The 23,732-nt window shown below is 72.6% G+C and carries 20 protein-coding genes and 1 tRNA gene; 9 read left to right on the top strand and 12 right to left on the bottom strand.

Annotated features, from left to right (window positions below):
- Positions 1 to 307: 307 nt before the first annotated feature.
- Both FRCN3DRAFT_RS0202650 and FRCN3DRAFT_RS0202645 read left to right on the top strand, forming a co-directional pair.
- Entirely contained in the window at positions 308 to 1,048 is a 741-nt protein-coding gene (locus tag FRCN3DRAFT_RS0202650; protein WP_007514375.1) for an SDR family NAD(P)-dependent oxidoreductase, read from the top strand.
- A 13-nt stretch (positions 1,049 to 1,061) separates the two neighbouring features.
- Positions 1,062 to 1,499, top strand: coding sequence for a nuclear transport factor 2 family protein (locus FRCN3DRAFT_RS0202645; protein ID WP_007514374.1), 438 nt, complete (start codon positions 1,062 to 1,064; stop codon positions 1,497 to 1,499).
- Positions 1,500 to 2,138: 639 nt separating this feature from the next.
- Here FRCN3DRAFT_RS0202645 and FRCN3DRAFT_RS0202640 read toward each other — a convergent pair.
- Positions 2,139 to 2,214, bottom strand: a tRNA-Arg gene (locus tag FRCN3DRAFT_RS0202640).
- A 188-nt stretch (positions 2,215 to 2,402) separates the two neighbouring features.
- On the bottom strand, positions 2,403 to 3,092 hold the full coding sequence (locus FRCN3DRAFT_RS0202635) for a metal-dependent transcriptional regulator (RefSeq protein WP_007514373.1): 690 nt from the start codon (positions 3,090 to 3,092) through the stop codon (positions 2,403 to 2,405).
- Between the two features lie 169 nt (positions 3,093 to 3,261).
- Here FRCN3DRAFT_RS0202635 and FRCN3DRAFT_RS0202630 point away from each other — a divergent pair, with 169 nt between their 5' ends.
- Positions 3,262 to 3,486, top strand: coding sequence for a DUF3039 domain-containing protein (locus FRCN3DRAFT_RS0202630; RefSeq protein ID WP_007514372.1), 225 nt, complete (start codon positions 3,262 to 3,264; stop codon positions 3,484 to 3,486).
- An 81-nt stretch (positions 3,487 to 3,567) separates the two neighbouring features.
- Here the strand turns inward: FRCN3DRAFT_RS0202630 and FRCN3DRAFT_RS0202625 are convergent, their stop codons facing one another.
- Positions 3,568 to 4,623, bottom strand: coding sequence for a C40 family peptidase (locus FRCN3DRAFT_RS0202625; RefSeq protein WP_232793894.1), 1,056 nt, complete (start codon positions 4,621 to 4,623; stop codon positions 3,568 to 3,570).
- 504 nt (positions 4,624 to 5,127) lie between these two features.
- On the opposite strand from FRCN3DRAFT_RS0202625, the gene FRCN3DRAFT_RS0202620 reads away from it, so the two are divergent.
- From FRCN3DRAFT_RS0202620 to FRCN3DRAFT_RS0202605, 4 genes are all read left to right on the top strand, one after another.
- Complete coding sequence (locus tag FRCN3DRAFT_RS0202620; RefSeq protein ID WP_007514370.1) at positions 5,128 to 6,471, top strand: ammonium transporter; 1,344 nt, start codon at positions 5,128 to 5,130, stop codon at positions 6,469 to 6,471.
- A gap of 268 nt (positions 6,472 to 6,739) precedes the next feature.
- On the top strand, positions 6,740 to 8,296 hold the full coding sequence (locus tag FRCN3DRAFT_RS42300) for an ammonium transporter (RefSeq protein ID WP_084174300.1): 1,557 nt from the start codon (positions 6,740 to 6,742) through the stop codon (positions 8,294 to 8,296).
- Between the two features lie 40 nt (positions 8,297 to 8,336).
- Positions 8,337 to 8,678 carry a P-II family nitrogen regulator gene (locus tag FRCN3DRAFT_RS0202610; RefSeq protein WP_007514368.1) on the top strand — a complete coding sequence of 114 codons (342 nt, stop codon included), beginning with the start codon at positions 8,337 to 8,339 and terminating at the stop codon, positions 8,676 to 8,678.
- Positions 8,679 to 8,909: 231 nt separating this feature from the next.
- Positions 8,910 to 11,375, top strand: coding sequence for a [protein-PII] uridylyltransferase (locus FRCN3DRAFT_RS0202605; protein ID WP_007514367.1), 2,466 nt, complete (start codon positions 8,910 to 8,912; stop codon positions 11,373 to 11,375).
- A gap of 64 nt (positions 11,376 to 11,439) precedes the next feature.
- Here FRCN3DRAFT_RS0202605 and FRCN3DRAFT_RS0202600 read toward each other — a convergent pair whose 3' ends face one another.
- Positions 11,440 to 12,273, bottom strand: a complete 834-nt coding sequence (locus FRCN3DRAFT_RS0202600; protein WP_007514366.1) for an SDR family NAD(P)-dependent oxidoreductase — start codon at positions 12,271 to 12,273, stop codon at positions 11,440 to 11,442.
- A 212-nt stretch (positions 12,274 to 12,485) separates the two neighbouring features.
- Positions 12,486 to 12,968, bottom strand: coding sequence for a DUF1003 domain-containing protein (locus FRCN3DRAFT_RS0202595; protein WP_035924249.1), 483 nt, complete (start codon positions 12,966 to 12,968; stop codon positions 12,486 to 12,488).
- An 84-nt stretch (positions 12,969 to 13,052) separates the two neighbouring features.
- Between FRCN3DRAFT_RS0202595 and FRCN3DRAFT_RS42295 the strand changes: the two genes are divergently transcribed.
- Positions 13,053 to 13,688, top strand: coding sequence for a DUF6328 family protein (locus tag FRCN3DRAFT_RS42295; protein WP_007514364.1), 636 nt, complete (start codon positions 13,053 to 13,055; stop codon positions 13,686 to 13,688).
- Here the strand turns inward: FRCN3DRAFT_RS42295 and FRCN3DRAFT_RS57005 are convergent.
- From FRCN3DRAFT_RS57005 to FRCN3DRAFT_RS0202555, 6 genes are all read right to left on the bottom strand, one after another.
- On the bottom strand, positions 13,626 to 14,354 hold the full coding sequence (locus FRCN3DRAFT_RS57005) for a helix-turn-helix domain-containing protein (protein ID WP_007514363.1): 729 nt from the start codon (positions 14,352 to 14,354) through the stop codon (positions 13,626 to 13,628). The genes FRCN3DRAFT_RS42295 and FRCN3DRAFT_RS57005 overlap by 63 nt on opposite strands.
- Before the next feature lie 348 nt (positions 14,355 to 14,702).
- On the bottom strand, positions 14,703 to 15,065 hold the full coding sequence (locus FRCN3DRAFT_RS0202580) for a cupin domain-containing protein (protein WP_007514362.1): 363 nt from the start codon (positions 15,063 to 15,065) through the stop codon (positions 14,703 to 14,705).
- A 5-nt stretch (positions 15,066 to 15,070) separates the two neighbouring features.
- Positions 15,071 to 15,517, bottom strand: a complete 447-nt coding sequence (locus FRCN3DRAFT_RS0202575) for a MerR family transcriptional regulator (protein ID WP_007514361.1) — start codon at positions 15,515 to 15,517, stop codon at positions 15,071 to 15,073.
- Between the two features lie 132 nt (positions 15,518 to 15,649).
- Positions 15,650 to 16,396: a MerR family transcriptional regulator gene (locus tag FRCN3DRAFT_RS57555; RefSeq protein ID WP_425343316.1), complete on the bottom strand. Its 747-nt coding sequence runs from the start codon at positions 16,394 to 16,396 to the stop codon at positions 15,650 to 15,652.
- Between the two features lie 201 nt (positions 16,397 to 16,597).
- Positions 16,598 to 19,618 (bottom strand): WD40 repeat domain-containing protein, encoded by a 3,021-nt coding sequence (locus FRCN3DRAFT_RS53815; protein ID WP_198535929.1) that lies wholly within the window; start codon positions 19,616 to 19,618, stop codon positions 16,598 to 16,600.
- 249 nt (positions 19,619 to 19,867) lie between these two features.
- Positions 19,868 to 21,319 (bottom strand): dipeptidase, encoded by a 1,452-nt coding sequence (locus FRCN3DRAFT_RS0202555; RefSeq protein WP_007514357.1) that lies wholly within the window; start codon positions 21,317 to 21,319, stop codon positions 19,868 to 19,870.
- A 61-nt stretch (positions 21,320 to 21,380) separates the two neighbouring features.
- On the opposite strand from FRCN3DRAFT_RS0202555, the gene FRCN3DRAFT_RS0202550 reads away from it, so the two are divergent.
- Positions 21,381 to 23,078 (top strand): hydantoinase B/oxoprolinase family protein, encoded by a 1,698-nt coding sequence (locus tag FRCN3DRAFT_RS0202550; RefSeq protein ID WP_035924245.1) that lies wholly within the window; start codon positions 21,381 to 21,383, stop codon positions 23,076 to 23,078.
- Positions 23,079 to 23,208: 130 nt separating this feature from the next.
- On the opposite strand, the gene FRCN3DRAFT_RS42275 is transcribed toward FRCN3DRAFT_RS0202550, so the two are convergent.
- Positions 23,209 to 23,463, bottom strand: coding sequence for a hypothetical protein (locus tag FRCN3DRAFT_RS42275; RefSeq protein ID WP_131803354.1), 255 nt, complete (start codon positions 23,461 to 23,463; stop codon positions 23,209 to 23,211).
- Positions 23,464 to 23,732: the final 269 nt, after the last annotated feature.

Here is a 23,732-nt window from a genome sequence, read left to right as displayed (position 1 = left end):
TCCTGTCTCGTCACGATGCACCGACCGGCACGAGGCGCTGACCTCCACTGCCCGGGCCACATCCCGGGGCTGGCCAGGACGGTGGGCTCGCGGCGACGCTATCGCTCGCCCCGAGCGACTGCTGGGCTCCGATGAAGGAGCCGGATGTCCAGGAGAACGGAAGCGGACGGGGCCGGACGCACGCCTGCGGGACAGTGAGCGTGCCTGTTCCGACAGATCAAGACGGCATTCCAATCAGGCCGGCGCACGGCGGCGCGCCTCCGGGCGTGTCGCCGGCGCCGCCGGAAGAGGAAATCGGAGTAGAAGCATGGGCAAGTTATCCGGCAAAGTCGCCATCGTCACCGGCGCCGGTTCCGGTATCGGCCGATCGGCGGCATTCCTCTTCGCGCGGGAAGGCGCGCGCGTCGTGTGCGCGGACGTGAGCGGGCGGGAGGCGCTGACGGCCAAGGCGATGGGCGAGGCGGCCGTCGCGGCCCATGTCGACGTGACGTCCGCCGCCGAGGTGGAGGCCATGGTGAAGATTGCGGTGGAACGCTTCGGCCGGCTCGACGTCATCTTCAACAACGCGGGAGTATCGAGCCCGGTCCTCCCACTGGCCGAGACGACCGACGACTATTTCGACGCCATCATGGCCGTGAACGTCAAGGGTGTATATCTCGGAATGAAGAAGGCTATCCCGGCCATGTTGGCGACGGGTGGCGGTTCGATCATAAATACGGCGTCGGCGAGCGGCCTCGTCGGGTGGAAAGGCCTTTCTCTGTATTCCGCGTCGAAGGGCGCCGTCGTGCAGATGACGAAGTCCGCAGCCCTCGACTACGCCAAGAAGGGTATCCGGATCAACGCGCTCTGCCCCGGGCTTACCTGGACGGGCCAGGCAGGAGCGACGGACGACTCGGCCCCGCCCGCGGATCTGGTGCCACCAGCCCCGGTCGGCCGGTGGGGAATGCCGGACGAGCTGGCCGCCGCGGCACTCTTCCTGGCCAGCGACGAGTCCTCCTTCGTCACCGGCACGGCCATGGCCGTCGACGGCGGTTACACGGCTCGTTGAGAGGAGCGCAGGCATGGACCTCGCAGAGATGGCCGACATCGAACAGATCAAGCAGCTCAAGGCGCGGTACTTCCGGCTGATGGACACCAAGATGTGGGACGAGTGGCGTGACGTCTTCACCGAGGACGTCACTGTCTGGGTAGCCGACGTGCCAGACGTGACCTTCGCCGGACGCGACAACTTCGTCGGAACGATGAGCCGACAGCTGGACAAGTGCATCAGCGCCCACCACGGCCACATGCCGGAGATCGCGGTCACCGGACCGGAAACGGCCACCGGAATCTGGGCGATGGAGGACTACGTCCAGATGTTCACCGACGCCTCACGCACCGACCTGAAGGCCACGCTGCGAGGCTACGGCCACTATCACGAGAAGTACCGCCGCGGGTCTGACGGCCGCTGGCGCATCCAGGAGGTGCGCCTGCACCGCCTGCACGTCGATCTTTCCTGACCGCATCGCGGCCAGGACGCGGCGCGAGAGACGGCGCGTCGCGCCGGCCGCTCAGAGGCCTTCGACCGGGGCTGCCGGCTCACGCCAACCGGTGGCTCCGGCCCAGGGCCACGACAACGATCGGTGGCCTCTGGGGTGACCGTCCCCATCACCCCTACGCAAGCCATCAACGAACAGGTTGCCCCGGCACGTTCTCGATCCTGGCCCGGCGGCCCGCCGTGTGGCGACCGCGGGTGTCCTCCGACGTCGCAGCCGCCGGCACCTCGGCGAGGCGGAGGGTTCGCATGGCCGCAACATGGTCGTCCGGGCGAGGCTCGAACCGGCCACCGCAGCCCTGACCAGTACCGATCCATTCGTCGGGGGTTCAAAGCGATAGATCGTAAGCCGCATTTGTGTAGGTCGGACGCATGATCGGCAATATGGTGGTCCGGTTGGGGCTCGAACCCGAAGCTGGCGCGATTGGACTGACGGGGCTGTTACCCCGGAGGGCTCGGACCTACGGCGGCTTGCGATGTGCGAAACCGCTGGTAGAGGCGCCGGTCGGCGCGCCTGAGGGTGAGCGGCAGGGTTAGGACGCAATATTGCTCACCTAGTGTGACCAGCACGAATAACGCGAATAGCGCGATGAAGATCGTTCTTTGGTGCCCCCGGCAGGAATCGGACCTGCGGCCTACCGCTTAGGAGGCGGTCGCTCTATCCACTGAGCTACGAGGGCTTGGCGGTCTCCGCGGCCGCAGATCATCCGGGGTGGGATGATCACAGGTCCGCAGCGACCAAACTAGAGTACGCCGCCTGGGCGGCGACTCGCGGGCAAGGTCGTTCCACGCCGGACTCTACGGTCGTTCCGTACGCGACCTCGGGAAGCACGGGCCGGCCGTGGGGCTCGTGCCTCGCCGGCGGAGGTCAGGTCAGGAGCGGGTCGACGTAGACGAGGGACGCGGTGCGGCGGTCGATCTCGGAGGGCGCGTCGGTCTCCTGGCGGATGCTGACGAGGTCGCCGTGGGACTCGACGACGATCGGGGCGCCGGGGATGATCCCGTTTTCGTGCAGTCGCCTCATCGTGCCCTCATGAGCCTGGAGCCGTTCGGAGATCCAGCCGACGGTGACCGGCCTGCTCTTGCCACCGGCGAGGTCCGCGCTGGCGAGGAGGCTGGTCGGGTTGCCGTTGCCGCCCGTGAGCTGGTCGGTGGGCGGTGGGATCTCGTTCCCGAACGGGCATCGCTTGGGATCGCCGAGGATCACCGTCAGCCGGGCCTCGACCTCGTCGGAGATCACGTGCTCCCAGCGGCAGGCCTCGTTGTGGACCAGGGCCCAGTCGAGACCGATGATCTTCGTGAGTAGCAGCTCGGCGAGCCGATGCTTGCGCATCACCGCGGTGGCCCGGAGGAGCCCCTTCTCGGTGAACTGAACCGTCCGGTCCTCGGCGAGGGAGACGAGCCCCTCATGCGCCAGCCGGGCCGTCGACTCGCTGGCGGCCGGAGCACTGACGTGCAACCGCTCCACCAGGCGCGCGCGTAGCGGCGGGATGCCCTCTTCCCGTAGCTCATACAGGGTACGGAGGTACATCTCGGTACTGTCGATCAGTGCAGTCACCGGTCTCCTTCGTCCGCTCCTAAGAGTACGCCGCCATCGGCCGGGGCAAGAGCCGTGTGGGCCGCGTCGAGGGTGCCGATCGGTCCCCCGGGTGCGGGTGTCCTGCCCGTGCTCCGGCCCCGGCCGCCCAGAGGGTGGCCAACCAGCCGTCGCGACCTACACTCGACGGGTGAGCACGACGCAGATCCGGCCAGAGACGTCCGACACGCGTACCGGCGAGGGGGACGACCACGCCCACTTCGCCCGCCGCGAGGAGATCGTCCGCGCGTCCATCGAGGGCGGTCGGGTGACCGCTCTGTGCGGGTACAAGTTCGAACCAGTCCGGGACCCCCAGCGATTCCCGGTCTGCCCGCGCTGCAAGGAGCTCGTCGACCTGGCCGAGGAGTTCGGGTAGTCGGGTAGTTCGTAGGGGCTGTCGCGAGCTCCGCCCGCCGTCGGGCCGAGCTGGCGCCAGGCTGGGCTGGGCCAGGCTGGCTCAGCCGGCGGGGCGGACGGCCCCCTGGAAACTGGACCACCAGACGTTCTCGACGCGGACGACGGCGCCGGTGTGGGGCGCGTGGATCATCTGGCCGTTGCCGATGTAGACGCCGACGTGGTCCAGCGCCGCGTTGAAGAAGACCAGGTCACCGGGGATGAGCTGGTCGCGGGACACGTGCCGGCCCGCGTTCCACTGGTCACCGGTGTAGTGCGGGAGCTGGGCACCGGCCTTGGCCCACACCCACTGCGTCAGGCCCGAGCAGTCGAACGCGTCCGGCCCCTCGGCCCCCCACACGTACGGCTTGCCGATCTGCCGGTACGCCTCGGCGACGGCGACCGGCGCGGCGGCGAAGGCGTCGCTCGCCTGCTGGACCAGGCCGGACTGCTGACGCAGCCTCGCCTGCTCGGCGGCGGCGGCCTGGGCGATCCGCGCCGCCTCGGCGGCGGCGGCCTGCTGCCGCGCCCGCTGCGCCGCGGCCTCCCGTTCCCTGGCCTGACGCTCCAGGTCGGCCTGCTTGGCCACCAGACCGTCGAGCAGGGTGCGCTGCCGGCCCGCCGATGCCTGGATGATCCGTTTCTGGTCGGTGACGGCGTCGAAGGCGCTCTGCGCGTCCGCGAGCGTCGTGCGGGCGGTGGTGCGGGCCTCGGTCAGGTCGACGCGGGCGAGCCGTTCCCGGCTCTCGGCGGTGTGGGCCCGGCGGCCCAGCGCGTTCAGCGCGCCGACCCGGTCCAGCACGCTGCCCGGGTCGCCGGTGAGGATCGCCGAGAGCGTGTCCAGTCCGCCGGCGCGGTACGCGGATGCCGCGAGCCCCCGCCTTTCCGCGACGGCGTCCCGCACCGCGGTATCGGCCCGGTCGACGCGGGCTTCGGCGTCGTCGACCGCGGCCCTCGCCTTGCCGAGCCGGATCCGACCCGCGTCGAACGCCTCGGTGGCTTCCGTCAGCTTGGCGTCGAGATCCGCCAGCTCGCCGCGGGCCGCCGCGATCTGGGCCATGATCCCGTCGATCGTCTCGGACGAGCCGCCGTCGTCGTCCCCCGTCGAGGAGCCTCCCACCGAGGCACCCCCGCCGGGCGCCGGAGCGACGGGATTAGCCCACACCGGGGCCACACCGGGAGCAAGGATCAGCCATCCGGAGATCAGGAAACCCAGCGACACCCGGGCGCCGGACGATCGGCCGCGCCGAGTGGGCGGATACCCGGCGCGTTCGAGCCAATTCTTTGTCCTCGGTGAACTCCGAGACAGACCACTGCCCCTATGGGAGCCCTCCGACGGCGTGGTGCGCACGGCGCGTCACAGTAACTGTCTGAAGTTGTGTGGTCACGCATCCGCGCCGGGGGACACGGAGGGTTCCGAGGTACCCACAGTTGGCACACCCGAGTCGACCACGAACCGCCCAATTTGGCGAATTCACACACAAGAAACAGGGCAGTCACTGGCCTGGAACACGCCGTGAAGAACCTTCGACACCGGAGGATCCGGGACGAGTGCCGCGGGCAGCGAACCGGTGGACGTAGTCCGCGCGGCCGCTCGCGCGGGGGGAAGAACGACGGGAGAGATATGTCCCAACAGGAACTAACGGACGCTGTCACTAACGCGGGGCTGTCTGCCAACGACGCCTGGCTGCTCGCCAGCGCGGCGATGGTGCTCTTCATGACGCCGGGTCTCGCGTTCTTCTACGGTGGCATGGTCCGCACCAAGCACGTCCTTGGCATGCTGATGCAGAACTTCTTCTGCATCGGCATCGTGACGCTGCTGTGGACGCTGGTCGGCTACAGCATCGCCTTCGGGCCGGCGACGAACGGCTTCTTCGGCGGCTTCGACTTCGCGGCGCTGCAGAGCATCGGCGACCACGTCACGGCCGTGTACAACCCCGAGGGTGGCGGCGTACACACCGTCGTCTTCATCGTCTTCCAGATGATGTTCGCGATTATCACGCCGGCGCTGATCACCGGCGCGAGCGCGGACCGTCTGAAGTTCGGCGCGTTCGTCGTCTTCATCGCCCTGTGGTCGATCCTGATCTACTCGCCGGTCGCGTACTGGGTCTGGAACGTGAACGGCTGGCTGTTCAAGAAGGGCGCGCTCGACTTCGCCGGCGGCACGGTCGTCCACGCGAACGCCGGTGCCGCGGGTGTCGTCCTGGCACTCGTGCTCGGTCGCCGCAAGGGCTGGCCGGGTGGGGACTTCCGTCCGCACAACGTGCCGTACGTCGTCCTCGGCGCGAGCATCCTGTGGTTCGGCTGGTTCGGGTTCAACGCCGGTTCGGCCCTGGGCTCCGGCTCGCTGGCCGCGTGGGCGTTCCTGAACACGCAGATCGCCACCGGTGTGGCCCTGCTCGCATGGGTCGCGGTCGAGTGGCTGCGTGACGGCAAGCCGACCACCCTGGGTGCTGCCTCCGGTGCCGTCGCCGGTCTGGTCGCCATCACCCCGGCCTGTGGTTTCGTCTCGCCGATGGGCGCCATCGCGGTGGGCGCCATCGCCGGTGCCATCTGCGCCCTGGCCACCTCCATCAAGGGCAAGGTCGGGATCGACGACGCGCTCGACGTCGGTGCCGTCCACCTGGTCGGTGGTGTTCTCGGCGCCCTGCTGATCGGCTTCTTCGGCACCGTCGACGTGAACGCGGCCGGCAAGGACGGCATCTTCTACGGCGGTCCATGGAGCGTTCTCGGCTACCAGGCGCTGACCGTCGGTGCCACGGTCGGTTACTCGGCCGCCGGTACCGCGATCCTCGCCCTGTTCGTCAAGTACGTCCTGAACGGTCGTCTCAGTGACGAGCACGAGGAGATCGGCCTCGACGAGGCGCAGCACGGCGAGACCGCGTACCGGTTCAGCTCGATCGGTGGGGCGGGTTCCGCCTCGACGACCGTCGCGCCGGTCAAGGTGCCTGAAGAGGCGCAGGCCTGAACCCACGGGCCGGCGTCGCGAGCCTGACCGGGGTGAAGGAGTCCAGCTCGCAGCCCCGGTAGGTACACAGCACGGAGGGTGGGGGTGTGTCGGTTGCGGCCGGCACACCCCCACCTTCTTGTGGCGACCTGGTCGCGTCCAGGCATGATTCGCGCCGACTGCCCGGCGCGTCCCGATACCTGGCCGCATGTCCTTTGGGTACCCGGTGAGGGGGTCGCGCACACCCCCGGGCATGCTGCCGGAGCTGGCGCGGGACCGGGGGAGGCACATGAACGCGCAGATCGTTGATCCGCGGCTGCACGGAGCGATCGTCGATGCGCACCTGGCCGCGAACGGCGCCTGGCTGCTCGTGAGCTGCGCGCTGGCGATGTTCGCGGTATTCGGCCTCGCTCTTTTCCACGGCGGCCTGGCCCGGGTCCACCACATCCTGAGCGTTCTGACGCAGAGCCTGATCTGCGTCGGGGTCGGCACGGTGCTGTGGGTACTGGTCGGCTACACGATCGCGTTCGGGCCCGCTGACAACGGGATATGGGGCGGCCTCGGCGCGTTCGCGCTGCGCCACCTCGGCGACCCGGTGACGGCGCCCTACACCGCCGAGGGCGGCGGCACCCCGACGGTGGTCGTCCTCACCTTCCACCTGATGCTGGCGCTCATCGCCGCCACGCTGGTCACCGGCGCGACGGCCGGCCGCCTCCGGCTCGGCGCGCTCGCCGTCCTCGTCACGCTGTGGCTGGCGTTGGTCTACGCGCCGGTCGCGCACTGGGTGTGGAGCCCGCACGGCTGGCTGTTCCGGCTCGGTGCGCTGGACTTCGCGGGCGGCACCACCATCCACGCGAGCGCCGGCGCCGCCGGCGTCGTGCTCGCGGCCGTGCTCGGCCCGCCCCCCGGCTGGCGACGTCTGTGGCGGGGCAGAAGGCGTCTCGCGGCCGACGCGGCCGACGCGGCCACAGCGCGACCCGCGGCACCCAGGCGTCGGCTGGGCGTCTCCAGCGGACTGCCGCACAACGTGCCGCTGGCCCTGGTCGGCGCCGGCATCGTCTGGGTCGGCTGGTTCGGGGTCACCGCCGGTTCGGCGCTCGGCTCGGGCCAGCTCGCCGGCTGGGCGTTCCTGAACACCCAGCTCGCCGCGGCCGCCGCGATGACCTGCTGGGTGCTCGTCGAATGGTTCAGGGACGGCCTGCCGACCCCGGTCGGCGCGGCGTCCGGCGCCATCGCCGGGCTGGTCGCCATCACCCCCGCGAGCGGTTTCGTGTCACCTTTGGGGGCCCTGGCGATCGGGGCGCTCGGCGGGGTCGCCTGCGCTCTCACCACGGCCCTCACGGGCAGGGCCGGGATCGACGACGTGTTCGACGTCGGCGCCGTGCATCTCGTCGGCGGCGTGCTGGGTACCCTGCTCGTCGGCGTGTTCGCCACGGCGGACACCGGCGGCTCGATCAACGAGGGCCTCGTCTACGGGGGGTCGTGGGGGCTGCTCGGCAGGCAGGCGCTGGCGGTCGTGTCCACGGTCGGCTACTCGGCGGCCGTCACGCTGGTTCTCGCGCTGGCGGTCAGGAAGGCCGTGGCCGGCCCAGGCGAACGTCAGGGGAATCCTGGCGGGCAGGTCGGCCGTGCGCTCGCCGCCGTTCGGACCCGGCGCTCGGAACGTTCGCTCGTCGCGCGGTTCAAGTCAATCCTTCGGCCCTCCCGAAACGACGGGGAGGGGAAGTCGACCGAGACTGATCGTTCGTGGCGAAAAGAAGACGCGAACTGGTTCACTTTGTCTGGCGATGACGGTAGCGTCGCCGCCGTCAACTCGGTCAAGATACCCGAGAGGACGCAGGCCTGAGTGAGGGGACACAGGCCTGACAAAAAGAGGAGGAAAAGTAATGACCAAGCTTGTCACCGCGGTGATCAAGCCGTTCAAGGTCGACGACGTCAAGGCGGCGCTGGAGACCCTGGGTGTGCACGGACTGACTATCTCTGAGGTTCAGGGCTACGGTCGACAGAAGGGGCACACGGAGGTCTACCGTGGCGCCGAGTACAAGGTCGACTTCGTCCCGAAGATCAAGATCGAGGTTGTCGTCGACGACGAGGCCGTGGAGGACCTCGTCACCGCGATCACCGGCGCGGCGCAGACCGGCAAGATCGGCGACGGCAAGGTCTGGGTGGTTCCCGTCGAGACGGTCGTCCGTGTGCGGACCGGCGAGCGTGGCTCCGACGCCCTGTAGCACCGGGGAGCGCCGGAGCCTCCGGATGTGACATCGCGAGACGTCTGATCGCTCCTCCTCTGCTTCGGTAGTGCGACCGTGATGGGCGGGGGCGGGCCGGGACCGGCCTGCCCCCGCCTTGTCCGCTCGTCGCGATGCGACGGCGCCCACCGCCGTCCCCGTTGACGAGCGGCACAGGCGTCCGTCGCGCAAGGATCTGACTTGTATGACGGATCTGGAGGTGGGCGCGCGGTGGAGCACGGGGAGTACGGGGTGGACGTGGCTGCCGGGTTCGCGGCGTTGCGCGGGCGGGACGGTGCGTTCCCGGATCTGACCGGAGCGCCGCTGCGGGCCGCGCTCACCGAGAGCGCCGACGCCGCGCTGCGCGCCCTGTTCGGCGAGCCGGGCACCGGCGTCGCCCTGCTCGCCGTGGGTGGCTATGGCCGCGGCGAACCGGCCTTCGGCACCGACCTCGACCTCGTGCTGCTGCACGACGGCCGGCGCGGCGACCGGGCCGTCGCCGCCGTCGCGGACGGGATCTGGTACCCGGTCTGGGACGCCGGTGTCGGCCTCGACCACAGCGTCCGCACGGTCGAGCAGGCCGTCGCCGTCGCCGACGGCGACCTGAAGGCGGCCCTCGGCCTGCTCGACGCCCGCCTGGTCGCCGGTGACGAGGCACTCACGGCCAGGCTCGCCGAGGCCGTGCGGACCCGCTGGCGCGCCAAGGCCAGCCGCCGGCTGCCCGAGCTCGCCGAACTGCACGCCGAACGCGCCCGCCGGTGCGGAGAGGTCGCGTTCCTGCTGGAACCCGACCTCAAGGAGTCCCGCGGCGGGCTGCGCGACGTGCAGGCGCTGCGCGCGCTCGCCGCCGCCTGGGTCGCCGAGACCCCGGGCGAACGGGTGCTCGCGGCCCAGCGGCTGCTGCTCGACGTCCGCGGCGAGGTCCGCCGCCTCGCCGCCGGCCGCGACCAGGACCGGCTGCTGCTCCAGGACGGCACCTCGGTCGCCGAGGCACTCGGCTACCGAGCCAGCCCAGCCGAGGCCGAGGCCGGCGACGATCGCGAACCCGCCCAGACCACCCAGCCCGGCGAGCTGGCCGACTTGGGCAGGCCGGGCGCGCTCGGGGAGCCGGACTCGTTCGCTCTCGCGCACGCCATCGCCGATGCCGGCCGGACGGTCTCCTGGACGTGGGACAGCACCTGGGACCGGGTGTCCGCGGCGCTGCGCTCCCGGTCGCGCTGGCGCTCACACAAGCCGATACGCCGCCCGCTCGCCGCCGGCGTCGTGGAGCAGGACGGCGAGGTCCTGCTGGCCAGGGACGCGGACCCCGCCGCCGACCCGACGCTGGTGCTGCGGGCCGCGGCCGCTGCCGCCCGAGCCGGCATCCCCCTGGGCCGGTTCGCCGTCGACCGGTTCGCCCGCGAGACCCCCCCGCTGCCGGACCCGTGGCCGGACGCCGCCCGGGACGCCTTCGTCGCGCTGCTCGCCGCCGGCGACAAGGCCGTGCCGGTGCTGGAGTCCCTCGACCAGGTCGGCCTGCTCACCCGGATCCTGCCGGAGTGGGCGGCGGTACGCAGCCGGCCCCAGCGCAACCCGTACCACCGCTACACCGTGGACAGGCACCTGATGGAGGCGGCGGCGCGGGCGGCCGAGCACACCCGCGACGTCGACCGGCCCGACCTGCTGCTGCTCGGCGCCCTCCTGCACGACATCGGCAAGGGCTACCCCGGCGACCACACCGATGCCGGCATCGTCATCGTCGAGAAGCTGGGGCCGCGCCTCGGCCTGCCGCCGGCCGACGTGGACGTGCTGATCGCGATGGTTCGCCATCACCTGCTGTTGCCGGACGCTGCGACCCACCGCGACATCGACGACCCGGCCACGATCGAGGCGGTCGCGGCCGCGGCCGGCAGCGCCCAGGTGCTCATCCTGCTGCAGAAGCTGACCGAGGCCGACTCCCAGGCGACCGGCGCCACGGCGTGGAGCGCCTGGAAGGCCCGCCTCATCGGTGACCTGGTCACCCGCGCGCTGGCCGTCCTCGGCGGTGGGCCGGTGCCGTACCCCGGCGAGCTGACCGACCGGCAGCGTGCCCTGCTCGAGCTGCCCGACGAGCACCTCGTCCAGGTCAATGGCCTGCCCGACGAAGGCATGTACGAGATCGTCGTGCTCGCGCCGGACCATGTGGGCCTGCTCGCCGTCACGGCCGGGGTGCTCGCGCTCAACCGCCTCGACGTCCGGCGCGCCTCGGCCCGGGGCGCGAACGGCCGGGCGCTGCTGCAGGCCGCCGTCGCCGGGCGGCACGGACGCGAGCCGGACGCGAGCCGGCTGCTCGCCGACGTGCGCCGCGGGCTCGAGGGCCGGCTCGACGTGGGCGGCCAGCTCGCGGCTCGTGAGGAGGCCTACGCGACCCGCCGCCCGTGGTACACCCCGGGGGCGCCGCGGGCGACGTTCGACGACTCCGGGACGAGGACGGTGCTGGAGGTGCGCGCCCCGGACCGGGCCGGGGTGCTGTTCCGGATCGTGTTGGCGCTCGCCGAGGTCGGCGTCGACGTGCGCACGGCGATCGTCGCGACGATCGGTCTCGACGTCGTCGACGCCTTCTACATCCAGGAATCCGACGGCGCCGACGTCGTCGGCGAGACCCGCCGCCGCGAGGTCGCCGACGCCGTGCTGACCGCACTGGCCACCGACTCCACCGCGCCGCCCGCGCAGGCCTGAGGCCGGCGGGCGGACCGGCGGAGCCGGCTCGTCGACCGGCGTAGCCGGCTGGCGGACCGGCGAACTAGTTGGCGGGCGAGGGCGACGGAGCCTGCAGCCGTTCGAAGGCGGCGATGACATCCGGATAGCGGCGGGTGCGGGCGCCGCCGTCGACGCTGTAGAGGCTGCCGGAGACATAGGAGGCCTCGCTCGAGGCGAGGAAGAGCACGACGTTCGCGATCTCCTCGGGCTCGGCGAACCGGCCGAGCGGGGCGTTCTCGACGTACTCCTCGACGACCCCGGGGACGTCCCAGAGCGGCGTCGTGAGCGAGGTGCGCACGAGGCCCGGCGCGACCGCGTTCACCCGGATTCCGTGCCGCCCCAGCTCCAGCGCCGCGACCTCGGTGAGCGCGACGACGCCGGCCTTCGCCGCGCAGTAGGCGCCCATGCCCCGGCCGGGCTGGACCGCGTTGAGGCTCGCCATCGCGACGATCGAGCCGCCGCGGCCGCCCGCGCGCAGCGCGGCACCCGCGTGCTTGATGGTGAGGAAGGCGCTGTTCAGGCAGAGATCGACGATCCGGCGCCATTCGGCGTAGTCGTGGTCGGGGATCTCCCCGACCGTGCCCCCGCCCGCGTTCGCGACCGCGATGTCGAGACCGCCGAACCGGCTGGCCGCGAGCTGGACGGCCGCGGCGACGTCCTCCTCGGCGGTGACGTCGCACCGGATGGCGGCGACCACCTCTTCGCCGAGCTCCGCCGTCAGCTTGCCTAAGCCCGTCTCGTCGATGTCCGCCGCGACGATCCGCGCGCCTTCGGCGGCGAGCTGCCGGGTCACCGCCCGGCCGATCCCGGACGCGGCGCCGGTCACCAGGGCCACCTTGCCCGCGACCCGTCCGTTCCCCTCGGTCTGACCGCTCATCGTGTCGTCCCCTCGCTTCCTGGCATGGCCGACGTCACAATCCGGTGATCAAGATGCCAGCCTGCCAGCCCGAAATGCCCGAAGCAAGCGACCGGAGCTGGCCGCGGACGCGCGGTTGCGCCAGGTATGGCGAATCGCCGCCCGGCCGGCTTCGGTGGGCGTCCGGATATCTGATGCGGGTGCGGGTGCGGGTGTCCGGGTGTCCCGGGGCGTCAGGGCGAGGGGGCGTCGCTTCGGCGGAGGATCTCCTGGACGCGGGTCTCGACCATGACCGGGTCGATGCCCAGCTGCCGGCCGATGTGCGCCGACCAGACCTCGGACCGCACGTTGGTCTCGTAGTCCAGATCCGCGCGCACGTTCTGACGGCGGGTGTCCCGATTCTGGCTGATCATGACGAACGTCGACAGGAAAATCGCTTCCAGGCTGACGATCATCGTCAGCAGGCCGTATGGAAACGGATCAAAGATGATCCGCTCGCCGAAAGCGCCCTGGTTGAGCAGGATCCAGGCGGTGAACCAGCCGACATGGAGGTAGACAAAGGACATCGAGCCGGCGAAGGCGGTGACGGCGTCGGCGAACCGTTCCTGGCCGGTCCGCCCCACAGCGAGCAGCATTCGCTCGTTAACGACCTTGGGATGAGTCTTGCCGTTGTGCGGCGGCGAGCTGGCGCCCGCGGTGTCCGGTGTGTGCGTCACGTTCCCATGCTCGCAAGCCGGGCAGACGGGGCGGTTCGGCGCCAAGGATTCGCCTCCGGCCGGCGGCGGGAAAGAGGGGATGACATGAACGAGCGATCAGCCGGCCGGTCGCCCACGGCCGCCGGTCGGGCCGGAGACCCGGCGGCGAGCGGTCAGGACACCCCGTCGATCGACGACGTGGGTCTCCGCCCCGGCGAGACGCTGGATCAGCGGCGGGACCGGAACTGGACGGAGCTGCTACAGGAGCTCCGCGTCGCGCAGACGGGCGTGCAGCTGCTGACGGCCTTCCTGCTGGCGCTTCCGTTCCAGCCGAGATTCTCGGATCTCAGCTCGGTCCAGCGGACGCTCTACCTGGTCGTCGTGCTGCTCGCGGTCGCGGCGACGGGCCTTCTGCTGATGCCGGTCAGCCTGCATCGGGCGGTGTTCCGCCGCCATCAGAAGGAACTGCTCATCCAGGCGGCGAACGCAATGGCGCAGGCGGGACTGGCGCTGCTCGCGCTCGCCGTCGCCGGCGTCGTCACCCTCATCTTCGACGTCGTCATCGGCTCGCTTGCCGGGATCATCGCCGGTGCGTTGACGTTTCTGGTCCTTGTCCTGCTCTGGGCCGTCATCCCCGGGATCATCAGAAAACAGGCGGACACGCGGATGCAGACGGCGTCAAAGCCAGACGCGGTGCCCCACGACGCGGGCGGGCACGCGGACCGGGACGACACCGCGTAGACCCGCCGGCCGAGCAGCATGCCCGCGTCCGGACAGGGCCGCCCGGGCGGGCGGCCGGCCCGGCGGCGCGGGAACGATCGGTGCCAGGGCCCGGCGGGGACCGAGACCGCCCGGCGGCCCGTAGCGGCCACGACGCCGAAGCGGGCGGACCGCCCGGGCCGGTGGGGTGTAGGCGGCACCGAGCTGGCAGGTCGGGCCCGACGGGGATGGCGGAGTCGGGATGGCCTGGTCGGCGGCGCGGACGAGACGGCTGGGGACCGTGGGGGACACCGGCCGCGCCGGCGCGGCCGGCCTGGCGGCCGGCGCCTTCGCGCCCGCCAACGGGCGAGTGGGCGCCTTCGAACCGGCCAGCGGCCGAACCGGCACCCGCGACGGCTCCTGGCGGGACTCCTGCCGGGACTCCGCGCTGGGCTCGCGCTCCACCAGCTCGCGGCGCACCTGCTCGAGCAGGTCACTCAGCCGGATGTCCAGGCCGCGGCATACCGCGGCGAGCACCTCGGAGGAGGCCTCCTTGCGGCCCCGCTCCACCTCGGACAGGTACGGGACGGATACCCGCGCGGCGACCGCCACATCACGCAGCGTCCGACCCTGGCCCATCCGGTAGTCGCGCAGCACGTCTCCGACGAGTCGGCGCAGCAGTGGCGGTGACTCGCTCGATTCCGTCATCCGTCGCCTCCCGCCGCCGCCAGCCCGTCTTGCTCGCCCTTCGGAGCCATCCAACCAGTCGGTCGGCCAGCTGTTCAGTCGGTCGGCCGGAGGGCGCCGCGGCGGTTCCCCCCGATCGTAGTCGGCGCCCTGCCCGCCGCGGCCCCGACGCCGACACTCCAGACCAGTAAGCGCAACTTGCTACCGGAGGTGACGGCGCATCAGCGCAGCGCCAAACAAGCCACCTCGCCAGCCCCGACTCGGTCCAGCCACCGTCACAGGCCTCGACCCGGAACCACGTGGGAGGGCGCTCAGCGCCCGACAGGCGGTACCCGGCGGCGGGCGCAAAGCGTCTGCCGCGGGGCCGCCTCAGGCGTCGCGGTGGACGGTGTCGGGGGCGAAGGCGGGCAGGCAGACCGAGATGTAGTCGGCGCCGTCGGCGCCGCGAGTGCTGTACCGCACCCATTCACCGGCCGCCGTGTGGACGGCCTCACCGGCACCGACCTCGATCACGCCACCGGAGTGCTCCACGGTGAGCGTGCCGCGCAGCACCAGCGTGTACTCGTCGAACTCGGGCCGCTGGCCCGGCTCCTCCCAGCCCCCCGGGCTGGTCATGTGCGCGATGCTCACACCGGACGAACCGGTGTTCACCTTGCCGACGTACTCCCGGATGATCTTCGGTAGGGTGCCCGCCGCCTCGACGATGGTCGGCTTCTGAATGAAGGTCGGCATGCGGACTACTCGCCGGCCGCGCGGCGGGCGCGGTGAGCGTCGTCGTGCAGGCCGTGCAGGAACGACTCCGCGATGCGGACCTGCTCCTCGAGCGAGCGCAGCTTCTCCTCGCCGAGGGTGACCCAGGTGTGAAGCCGGTCGAGCAGCTCCTCCCGCCGCTCGGGAGGAGTGCCGGCGCTCGTCGCCTCGTCGCGCAGGTCGATGAGGGCGCGCATCTCCTCGAGGGCGAAGCCGAGCGGCTTCATCTTCTTGACCAGGAGGAGACGGTCGACGGCCTCCTCGTCGTACAGCGGTGCCCCGGCCCCGTCCTCGGCGACGGCGGCGAGCAGGCCGGCTTCGGCGTAGAAGCGCGTCGTGCGCAACGACAGGGTGACCTTGTCCGCTACGTCGCCGATCGGGTAAACCTCGCGTCCGGCGTTGGCGGCGGACGGGATGCTATGCGTGCTGGACAACTGAACCCTTATCGATGCTGGAGGCGGGACGGGTGGGCTCGGCGGGTGCCGCTGGCCGAGCGCGCGGGCACTCGGCGTCCGTTCCGCGTCGATCGGCGACCGCTCGCGGCGGCGCGCCGGCGGCGCGGACGGTCAGGTCCGGTCGGGGCTCGTCTCGGTCGAAGGCGCGTCGTGCTCGGGTGCGGTTGAGCGGTGGGCGGTGACGGCGCGCGCCGCGCCGCCACTACCGCCATCGTCGCAGGTCGTGGCACTGTCCCCGGTGATGGGGGCGGTGTCGACGGCGCCGGAGCGCGTGACGATGTCCGTGAGATCGTCCGTGACATCGGGGTCGTCTGTGACATCGGAGTCGTCCGTGACTTCGGGCAGCCGGGACGCGTCGTCGTGCAGGCCGGCGACGAAGTCCGCGGCGATCCCGGCACGCGCCCGCAGATCGGCGAGCTTCTCCTCCGCCAGCACGGCCCAGGTCTTCAGCCGCTCCCGCAGTTCGTGCTGGCGGTCCGCCGTCAGGTCCGGCACGCGAAGCTCGTCACGTACCGCGAGCAGGGAGCGCATCTCCTCCAGCGTGAAGCCGAGCGGCTTCATACGCTTGATCAGAAGCAACCGGTCCAGGGCGTCCTCGTCGTAGAGACGGAAGCCACCCTGGGTCCGACCGACCGGGGTGAGCAGCCCGGCCTCCTCGTAGAAGCGGACCGTGCGCAGGGACAGACCTACCTGCCGAGCGACGTCCCCGATCTGGAGGACGGTGACCGGGGCCGCCGTGGCCTCCGCCGGCGTCCCGACCTCTGTGAGTGCCGTGGCCTCCGTGGGCGCTGTGGCCCGCTGGGCCGTGCCCTTCGCGGACGCATCCGGATCCCGCCGGGCGGTGAACAAGGCTGCCACCACCTCACTGTCGAGTATCCGAATGCCGAAGACCGGTGGTCTCACCGGTGACTTTACGGCAGTTGGCTCAGCTCGGGCACATCGGCCGCGCCAGGTCGAAACGGTTCTTCGGGCCGCTCCGCCGGCCAGGAACCGCCGGAGCCACGCAGCGTAGGTGACCCGGATAGCCGGCCCGGGTTCTTTGGGTGATGGGAACGTTGCCTATGACGTCGGACGCGTCGGTTCGGGTACGGGCTGGGGGGCCGTCGCGGCACCCTCGGACCCGGCGCCCACCCGGCCACCGAGGCCGTCGTCCTCGGTCCCGACGACATCCATGTCGATGTCATCCAGGCCGGCGAGGTCGAGCGGAAGCGTGGCGTTCAGCGGATCCGTGCCCGCGCTCGGCCGCTGCTCGGTCGGCTCGGTCAGCTCCGTCGGATTCGTTCGCGTCGCCGTCGCCGTCGCCGTCGCCGTCGTTGGGCCGTCGACCGCCGTCCGCGACCCCGGTCGGCGCGGCCGGCTCGCCGAGCGGGTATGCGCACCGCGTGTTCGCCGGCCGGCTGACCGGCTGACCGACCCGTCCGCGCCGGCGGCCCGGCGCGGCCCGGCAGCCATCGGCGCCCAGACGGCCGCCGCCAGCGCCACCCCCAGCGCAGCGACCAGCGCCAACACGACGATCAGTCCGACGATCAACAGCAGCGCCGGAGGCAGCCCAAGCTGGTGACCGAAGACGAGCAGACAGCTCAGGCCGATCGTGGCCCCCCCGACCACCACCGCCCCGCCGTTCGTCCGGCGCCCACGGCGGCGCGTGCCCGGCAGGTCGATGCCGGCGTCGACCGGCGCGTCCCCGGTCGGCCCGAGGGTCGTCAGCGGCCGGACATCGGCCGTGATCTCCGTCTTCTCGGTGTCGGTCGCCTCGACGGCCCATGCCTCGTCAGGGCGCACCGCCGCGTGGCCGTTCGCGCCGCCCGGCTCATGAGCCTGGGCCGGCCGTGTGTCCCGCTCCAGTGAGACCGGCGTCGTCGGGCGCAGCAGGGCCACCGACCCGTCGAGGCTCGCGACGGCGAGCAGGCCGCGCCCGGGAGCGAACGCGACGGCGGTCACCGGCAGGCGCGCGCGCGTCCGCCCGACCGCGGCGGTCGGGTCCCGTAGGTCCCACAGCGCGACGTGCTCCGCGCTCACGGTGGCCAGCCACCGGCTGTCCGCGCCGAAGGTGACAGAGGTGATCCAGCCGGCGTGCGCGTCGATCGAGGCCCGCGGCGCCGGCGCCGACGGGTCGATCGTGTGCCAGAGGTCGACGGTGCCGTCGAGGCGTCCCACCGCCATCGTCCGGCCGTCCGGCGCCACCGCCACGTCGAACAGCGGGCCCTCGCCGGCCGCCAGGTGCATCCGGCGCACCGGCGTGGCCGAGACCTCCCAGAACTCGACCCGTTCGCCCGCGGTCGCGAGCCAGCGCCCGTCCGGGAAGATCGCGGCGGCGCGCACCAGGCGCGAGTCGCCCGCGCGGCCCAGCGGGCGCGGATGAGTGGGGTCCGTGATGTCCCAGATCCGGGCGGCCTCCGCGGCGAAGGTGGCGACCAGCCGTCGCCCGTCCGCCGAGAAGTGCACCCCGGTCAGGCCGCCGGGATGGGTGAGCAACGCGCGCGGGACGGGCCCGGCCAGCTCGCTCATCTCCCAGAGCACCGCGTTGGTGCTGTCGTGGCCGGTGGCCAGCCACGCGCCGTCGGGGGAGAACGCCACGACCGGCCCGGCCGCGAACCTCGTCGAGACCTCCCACAGCCGCGTGGGCGCGCCCGGGTCGTCGACGTTCCACAGCCGGACGCGGCCGTCGCCGCTCGCCGTCGCCAGCCGCCGCCCGTCCGGTGAGAACGCCACCGCGTATACCGGCGTGAACCGTCGGTCGACGTCACCCCTGGCCCAGCCCGGCCGGGACGGCGAGCGCTCGACCGTCGGCCAGCGCCGCACCGCTGGCCCAGGCGGAGCCGATGGCCAGATCAGCGCGGGCAGCAGGTGCCGGGCCGGCGGCCGGCCCATGGTCTCCTCCCAGTCCACGGCGGGGAGCCAGCGCCGGAGCCCCGGCCGGCGCAACGCCCGCTCCCAGCTCATGTCCAGCGACCAGCGCAACGCCCGTGGCCAGTGCCGCGAGAACGGCCCCCGCCCCGCCGGTGAACGGCGCGCGGGCAGCGGCAGGAACGCCAACAGCCAGCGCATCCAGCGCCATCCGCGCCGCCGGTGCGCCAACACCCCGACGACCGTGAACCCGTCCTCGTCCGGCTCGGCGGCCCCGTCCGGCTCAGTGGCCCCGTCCGGCTCGGCGACGCCGCGGGGCTCGGCGGCCCCGTCCGCCCGCGTCGCGGCGGCTGGGGCGGTGGGCCGTTCCGCGGCCGCGGTGGTGGTTTCGCCGGTGGCGCTCCCACCGGTTGGCGCCGTGCCCCGGCTGCCCTGGTCCGCGCCTTCCGGGTTCACCGGCGCGGTGGCGTCGTCCGGCGCGTAGCCAGACGTGTCCTCGGCGTCCCATCCCCGGTACGCGAGCGGAATGGTGTGTGACCCCGTCTCGCCGGCCATCGGCATCAGGAACGGGCCGTAGATCGGGGGCAGGATCAGCGGGCCGGTGTCCGGGGCCGGCGCCGGGATCGGGACCGGGCCGGTCGTCGGGTCATCCGGGATCAGCAGCCGGATCAGCTCGCTGAGATCCCCCGTGCCCGTCGGACCGAGCTGGGGGGAGACCCGCGTCTCGGCCGGCTCCGGCGTCGAGTCGGCGAACCTCGTCATGCCCGGGCCGGCCTGTTGGGCGGGTCTGTCCGGCGCGGGAGCGGCGGTGGGGTCCGCCGCCGTGGGATCGGCCGCCGTGGGGTCCGGCAGCGGCAACTGCCTGGCCGTCGCGGCGGGTGTGGCCTTGGTCCGGCTACGCGTCGACCGGGTGCGGGTCGTCTTCGGCCTCGACGGTTCCGTGGTCGTGGCGTCCGTGGTCGTGGCGTCCGTGGTCGTGGCGTCCGTGGTCGTGGCGCCTGTGGTCGTGGCGCCTGTGGACGCGGTCTGCGAGACGGTCGGGCCCTTGGCGGCCGCCGTTTTGGCCGGCGCGCGCCGGGGGGCCCGCTGGCGGGCTGGCGCCGCGGGCGTGGTCTCAGTCTCGGTTCCGGTCTCGGTTCCGGCCGGCGGGGTCGGCGGGCCGGGCCGGGCCTCGGTCGTCGCGGGCTCGGTCGTGGGCGCCGGGGTCGCGGTCGTCGGGGTCTCGGTCACCACGGGTTCAGGGGAAGTGGCCGGCGCGAGCGCGGGCGGCACGGGCTGGGCGGACAACTGGTCGACGGGCGCGGGATTCGCGGACTGTGGCTCCCCGGACGGGGCCGTCACCGGCGGGGGTTCCGAGGGCATGGCCAACGTGGCCTCATCCCCCCGCGATTCCATGACCCCCAAGAATGGCACCGTGCGATGCCAGGCGCGGAGCTGGGTTGCTCATTTTACGGGGTGATCGTGCTATTCGCCCCGCCCCGATCATGATCTCCCTGCTTTCGCTGGATGGCCGAGCAGGAAGAGCGCCTCGGCCAGGGCGATCTGCTCGATCTCGCTGGGGGCGACGCTCTCATTGGGGGCGTGGATGAGGCAGGCTGGCTCGGAGACGCCGACCAGCATGATCTCAGCGTCCGGGTAGGTCCGCGCGAACGTGTTGCACAGCGGTATCCCGCCGCCCTGCCCCGCCGTGGTGACCGGCCGCCCGTAGGCCGTCGCCAGCGCCGCCGTCATCGCCCGGTAGCCGGGCCCGTCGGTCGCGGCGCGGAACGACGCGCCGGATCCCTCCAACTCGACCTCCACCTGGACACGCCACGGCGCGACCGCGCGCAGATGCTCGGCGAGCAGCCCATAGGCGGCCTCCGGATCGACGCCCGGCGGAACCCGCAGGTTCAGCCGGGCCGCGGCGGCCGGCTGAACCGCCGACGGCGCGCCGGTCAGCGGCGGAACCTCCATGCCGATGACCGTCAGCGCCGGCCGGGCCCACAGCTGGTCGGCGACGGTCCCGCTTCCGAGCAGGCCGACCCCGGGCAGCACGTGCGCGTCGGCGCGCAGCCGTTCCTCGGGGTAGGGCTCGCCGCTCCACACCCCGTCGGTCGCGAGCCCGGGGATGGTGACGTCGCCCGCCTCGTCGTGCAGCGTCGCGAGCATCGCGACCAGCGCCAGCAGGGCGTCCGGCGTCGGGCCGCCGAACATGCCGCTGTGCATGCCGCTGGTGCCGGTGGTCACCCGGACGACGGCGCTCACCAGGCCGCGCAGCGCCGTCGTCAGCGTCGGCACGCCCACGGCGACGTTGCCCGAGTCGCAGATCACGATCGTGTCCGCGGTCAGCAGGTCCGGGTTCTGGTCGACGAACCGCTCGAGCCCCCCGGTGCCCTGCTCCTCGGAGCCCTCGACGACGACCTTGATCCCGACGGGCGGGGCATCCCCGACCGCCCGCAGGGCGGTGAGATGGGCCATCAGGTTGCCCTTGCAGTCGGCGGCGCCCCGGCCGTACCAGCGACCGTCCCGCTCGGTCAGCGTGAACGGCGGGCTGTCCCAGCTCGCCTCGTCGCCCGGGGGCTGGACGTCGTAGTGGGCATAGAGCAGCACCGTCGGCGCGCCGGCAGGCGCTGGTCGGTGGCCGATCGCCGCCGTCGAGCCGTCCGGCGTCTCGACCAGCCGCACGTCCGGCAGCCCGGCGTTGCGCAGCGCGTCCGCGACCAGGTCGGCGCCGCGCACGCAGTCGGCCGACGGCCCGAGCCGGGGGTCGAAGACGGTCGGGATGGCGACGAGCTCGGCGAGCTCCTGGCGGGCACGCGGCATGAGCGCCCGCACCCGCCCGGCGACGTCGGCGGCGAGCTCGGCCGAGACGCCGCCCGGAGGCTCACGGGTGGACAGACCGTTCGACCTACCGGTGGACGGGCCGGCGGGCACGCCGGGGGTGGCGGCTGGCATGGCCTCATCTGACCACGGCCCTCACGGCCCGCGCCGGGCGGGGAGCTGCCACGCTGGGGAGATGGACGCGGTGCCGGCCGGGCTGGACCCGGTGACCCTGTCGGTGCTCGCGAGCGGGCTCGCCGGGATCGCCGAGGAGATGGGGACGCTGCTGGTCCGCAGCGCGTACTCGTCGAACATCAAGGAGCGGCGGGACTGCTCGGCGGCGCTGTTCGACGCGGACGGCCGGATGGTCGCGCAGGCGGCGCACGTGCCCGTGCACCTGGGGGCGCTCTACGAGTCGGTACGGGTGGTCGCCGAGCGCGGCGCGGCGCCAGGGGACGTGTGGGTGCTCAACGACCCGTTCACCGGTGGCAACCACCTGCCGGACGTCACCCTCGTCAGCCCCCTGACCATCCCGCCGATCGCCTCCGCGGGCGGGTCGGAAGGACCGGGTGGGCCGAGTGGGCCGGGTGGACCGGGTGGCGAGATCATCGGCTACGCGGCCACGAGGGCGCACCACTCCGACATGGGCGGCATGCGGCCCGGCTCGATGCCGGCCGACTCGCGCGAGATCTTCGCCGAGGGGCTGATCATCCCGCCGGTCCGGCTGGTCCGGGCGGGCGGATGGCAGGACGACATCCTCGACCTCATCTGCGCGAACTCGCGCACCCCCGACCTGCGCCGTGGCGACCTGCGCGCGCAGGCGGCCGCGAACCGGCTCGCCGGCACCCGCCTGGCCGAGCTCGCCGCGCGGCACGGCCTGGCGACCGTGCTCACCGCCTTCGCCGAGGTGCTGCGCTACGGCGAGCGGCGCGGCCGGGCGCTGGTCGCGCTGCTGCCAGACGGCCGGTACGAGGCGGCCAGCGAGCTGGAGGGCGACGGCGCGGACGACGTCGACATCCCGCTGCGGGTCGCGGTGACGATCGCCGGGGACGGCCTCACGGTGGACTTCACCGGCACCTCGCCGGCCGTCCGGGGCAACGTCAACTGCCCGCGCGCGGTGACCCGCTCGGCGTGCTGCTTCGCGTTGCGGGTGCTGCTGCCCGACGACGTGCCGGCGAACGACGGCACGTACGCGCCGCTCACGGTCGTCACCGAGCCTGGCTCGCTGGTCGACGCCCGTCGTCCGTCGGCCGTCGTCGCCGGCAACGTCGAGACGTCACAGCGGATCGCCGACACCGTGCTCGCCGCCCTGGGCCAGGCGGTCGCCGCCGCTACCGCTACCGCTACCGCCGCCGCCGCGGGCGCGGCGGCGGCGGCGACCGAGACGGGAGAGGACCCGGCGACGCTGCCGGTCCTGCCCGCGCAGGGCCAGGGGACGATGAACAACCTGGTGATCGGCGGCGACGGCTGGACGTACTACGAGACGCTGGCGGGTGGGGCAGGGGGCTCGGCGCGCGGGCCGGGCCCGTCCGGGGTGCACGTCGGGATGACGAACACGCTCAACACCCCGATCGAGGCACTCGAGCTCGAGTACCCGATGCGGGTGGAGCGCTACGAGCTCGACGAGACGACGGCCGGCGCCGGCCTGCACGCCGGCGGCGCCGGCCTGGTCCGCGCGATCCGGGTGCTGGAGCCGGCGACCCTGTCGGTGCTGGCCGATCGCCGTCGCCACGCTCCGCAGGGCGCGGCCGGCGGCGGCCCCGGCGTCGTCGGCCGCGCCGACGTCGACGGCGACCCGCTCCCGCCCAAGGCCAGCCGACCGCTGCCTGCCGGCGCCGTGATCACGGTCCACACCCCAGGCGGCGGCGGCTGGGGAAAGCCAGCTTCCACCTGAGAGACAACCCGGCCCGGGAGGCATGACGCCACGGCCGCTTCTTTGACATCAGAGTGAGAGTGGGGACCACGGCCGTGCGGGGGAAGGTGGCCGTAGGTCCCGCCCCGGCCACCACACGACCGTGGTCCGTCTAGGGGGCCGGCGGGTCACCGGTCGCCGCGGGCGCGGTGTCGATGCCGGAGTGGTCGGGCACGGCCGGGCCGGTGCGGATCTGGACGAACCTGACCGTGCGCCAGTTGACGAGCATCGTGTGGCCGTCGGCCAGGTACAGCTGCTCGACCTCGCCGCGGAAGACCGCCTGGGCGACGCGTCGGCGAAGCCCGTCCGGGTCCGTGTCGGCCGGCAGCTCGAACGTCTCGCCGTCGATCACGATCCGCACTTCCACGCGTCCAACATTCGCACATGCGTTCGACGAGGGCAACGCTGTGGTCGCCCGTTCGGGTCGCGTGTCGGCGGTGAGTTCCGACTGTCCTGGAGGGGTGCGGCCGCTAGCCGTTGGCGGAGGCGATCTTCGCCTGGAGGTGGGGGTGTGGGGACGCCCGCGCGCCTTTCGTTCCTGCGCTGGTCGAGCTGTTGTGAGTCTTGGTCGAGGTGCTCGTGGGCACTCGTTCGGAGGACCCTTGCGTGTAGGTCTTAGGTAGTCCTAAGTTAGGT

Origin of the sequence: Pseudofrankia saprophytica, from assembly GCF_000235425.2 — a bacterium.
Classification (GTDB): Bacteria; Actinomycetota; Actinomycetes; order Frankiales; family Frankiaceae; genus Pseudofrankia; species Pseudofrankia saprophytica.
The sequence above is the reverse complement of the archived record's forward strand: the minus strand, read 5'-3'. Positions and strand labels throughout refer to the sequence as shown.

Excerpts from the sequence above, each read along its gene's own strand:
- FRCN3DRAFT_RS0202650 (WP_007514375.1), top strand. The coding sequence starts at position 308 with ATGGGCAAGTTATCCGGCAAAGTCGCCATCGTCACCGGCGCCGGTTCC.
- FRCN3DRAFT_RS0202645 (WP_007514374.1), top strand. The coding sequence starts at position 1,062 with ATGGACCTCGCAGAGATGGCCGACATCGAACAGATCAAGCAGCTCAAG.
- FRCN3DRAFT_RS0202620 (WP_007514370.1), top strand. The coding sequence starts at position 5,128 with ATGTCCCAACAGGAACTAACGGACGCTGTCACTAACGCGGGGCTGTCT.
- FRCN3DRAFT_RS42300 (WP_084174300.1), top strand. The coding sequence starts at position 6,740 with ATGAACGCGCAGATCGTTGATCCGCGGCTGCACGGAGCGATCGTCGAT.
- FRCN3DRAFT_RS0202610 (WP_007514368.1), top strand. The coding sequence starts at position 8,337 with ATGACCAAGCTTGTCACCGCGGTGATCAAGCCGTTCAAGGTCGACGAC.
- FRCN3DRAFT_RS0202600 (WP_007514366.1), bottom strand. The coding sequence starts at position 12,273 with ATGAGCGGTCAGACCGAGGGGAACGGACGGGTCGCGGGCAAGGTGGCC.
- FRCN3DRAFT_RS42295 (WP_007514364.1), top strand. The coding sequence starts at position 13,053 with ATGAACGAGCGATCAGCCGGCCGGTCGCCCACGGCCGCCGGTCGGGCC.
- FRCN3DRAFT_RS57005 (WP_007514363.1), bottom strand. The coding sequence starts at position 14,354 with ATGACGGAATCGAGCGAGTCACCGCCACTGCTGCGCCGACTCGTCGGA.
- FRCN3DRAFT_RS0202580 (WP_007514362.1), bottom strand. The coding sequence starts at position 15,065 with ATGCCGACCTTCATTCAGAAGCCGACCATCGTCGAGGCGGCGGGCACC.
- FRCN3DRAFT_RS0202555 (WP_007514357.1), bottom strand. The coding sequence starts at position 21,319 with ATGCCAGCCGCCACCCCCGGCGTGCCCGCCGGCCCGTCCACCGGTAGG.
- FRCN3DRAFT_RS0202550 (WP_035924245.1), top strand. The coding sequence starts at position 21,381 with ATGGACGCGGTGCCGGCCGGGCTGGACCCGGTGACCCTGTCGGTGCTC.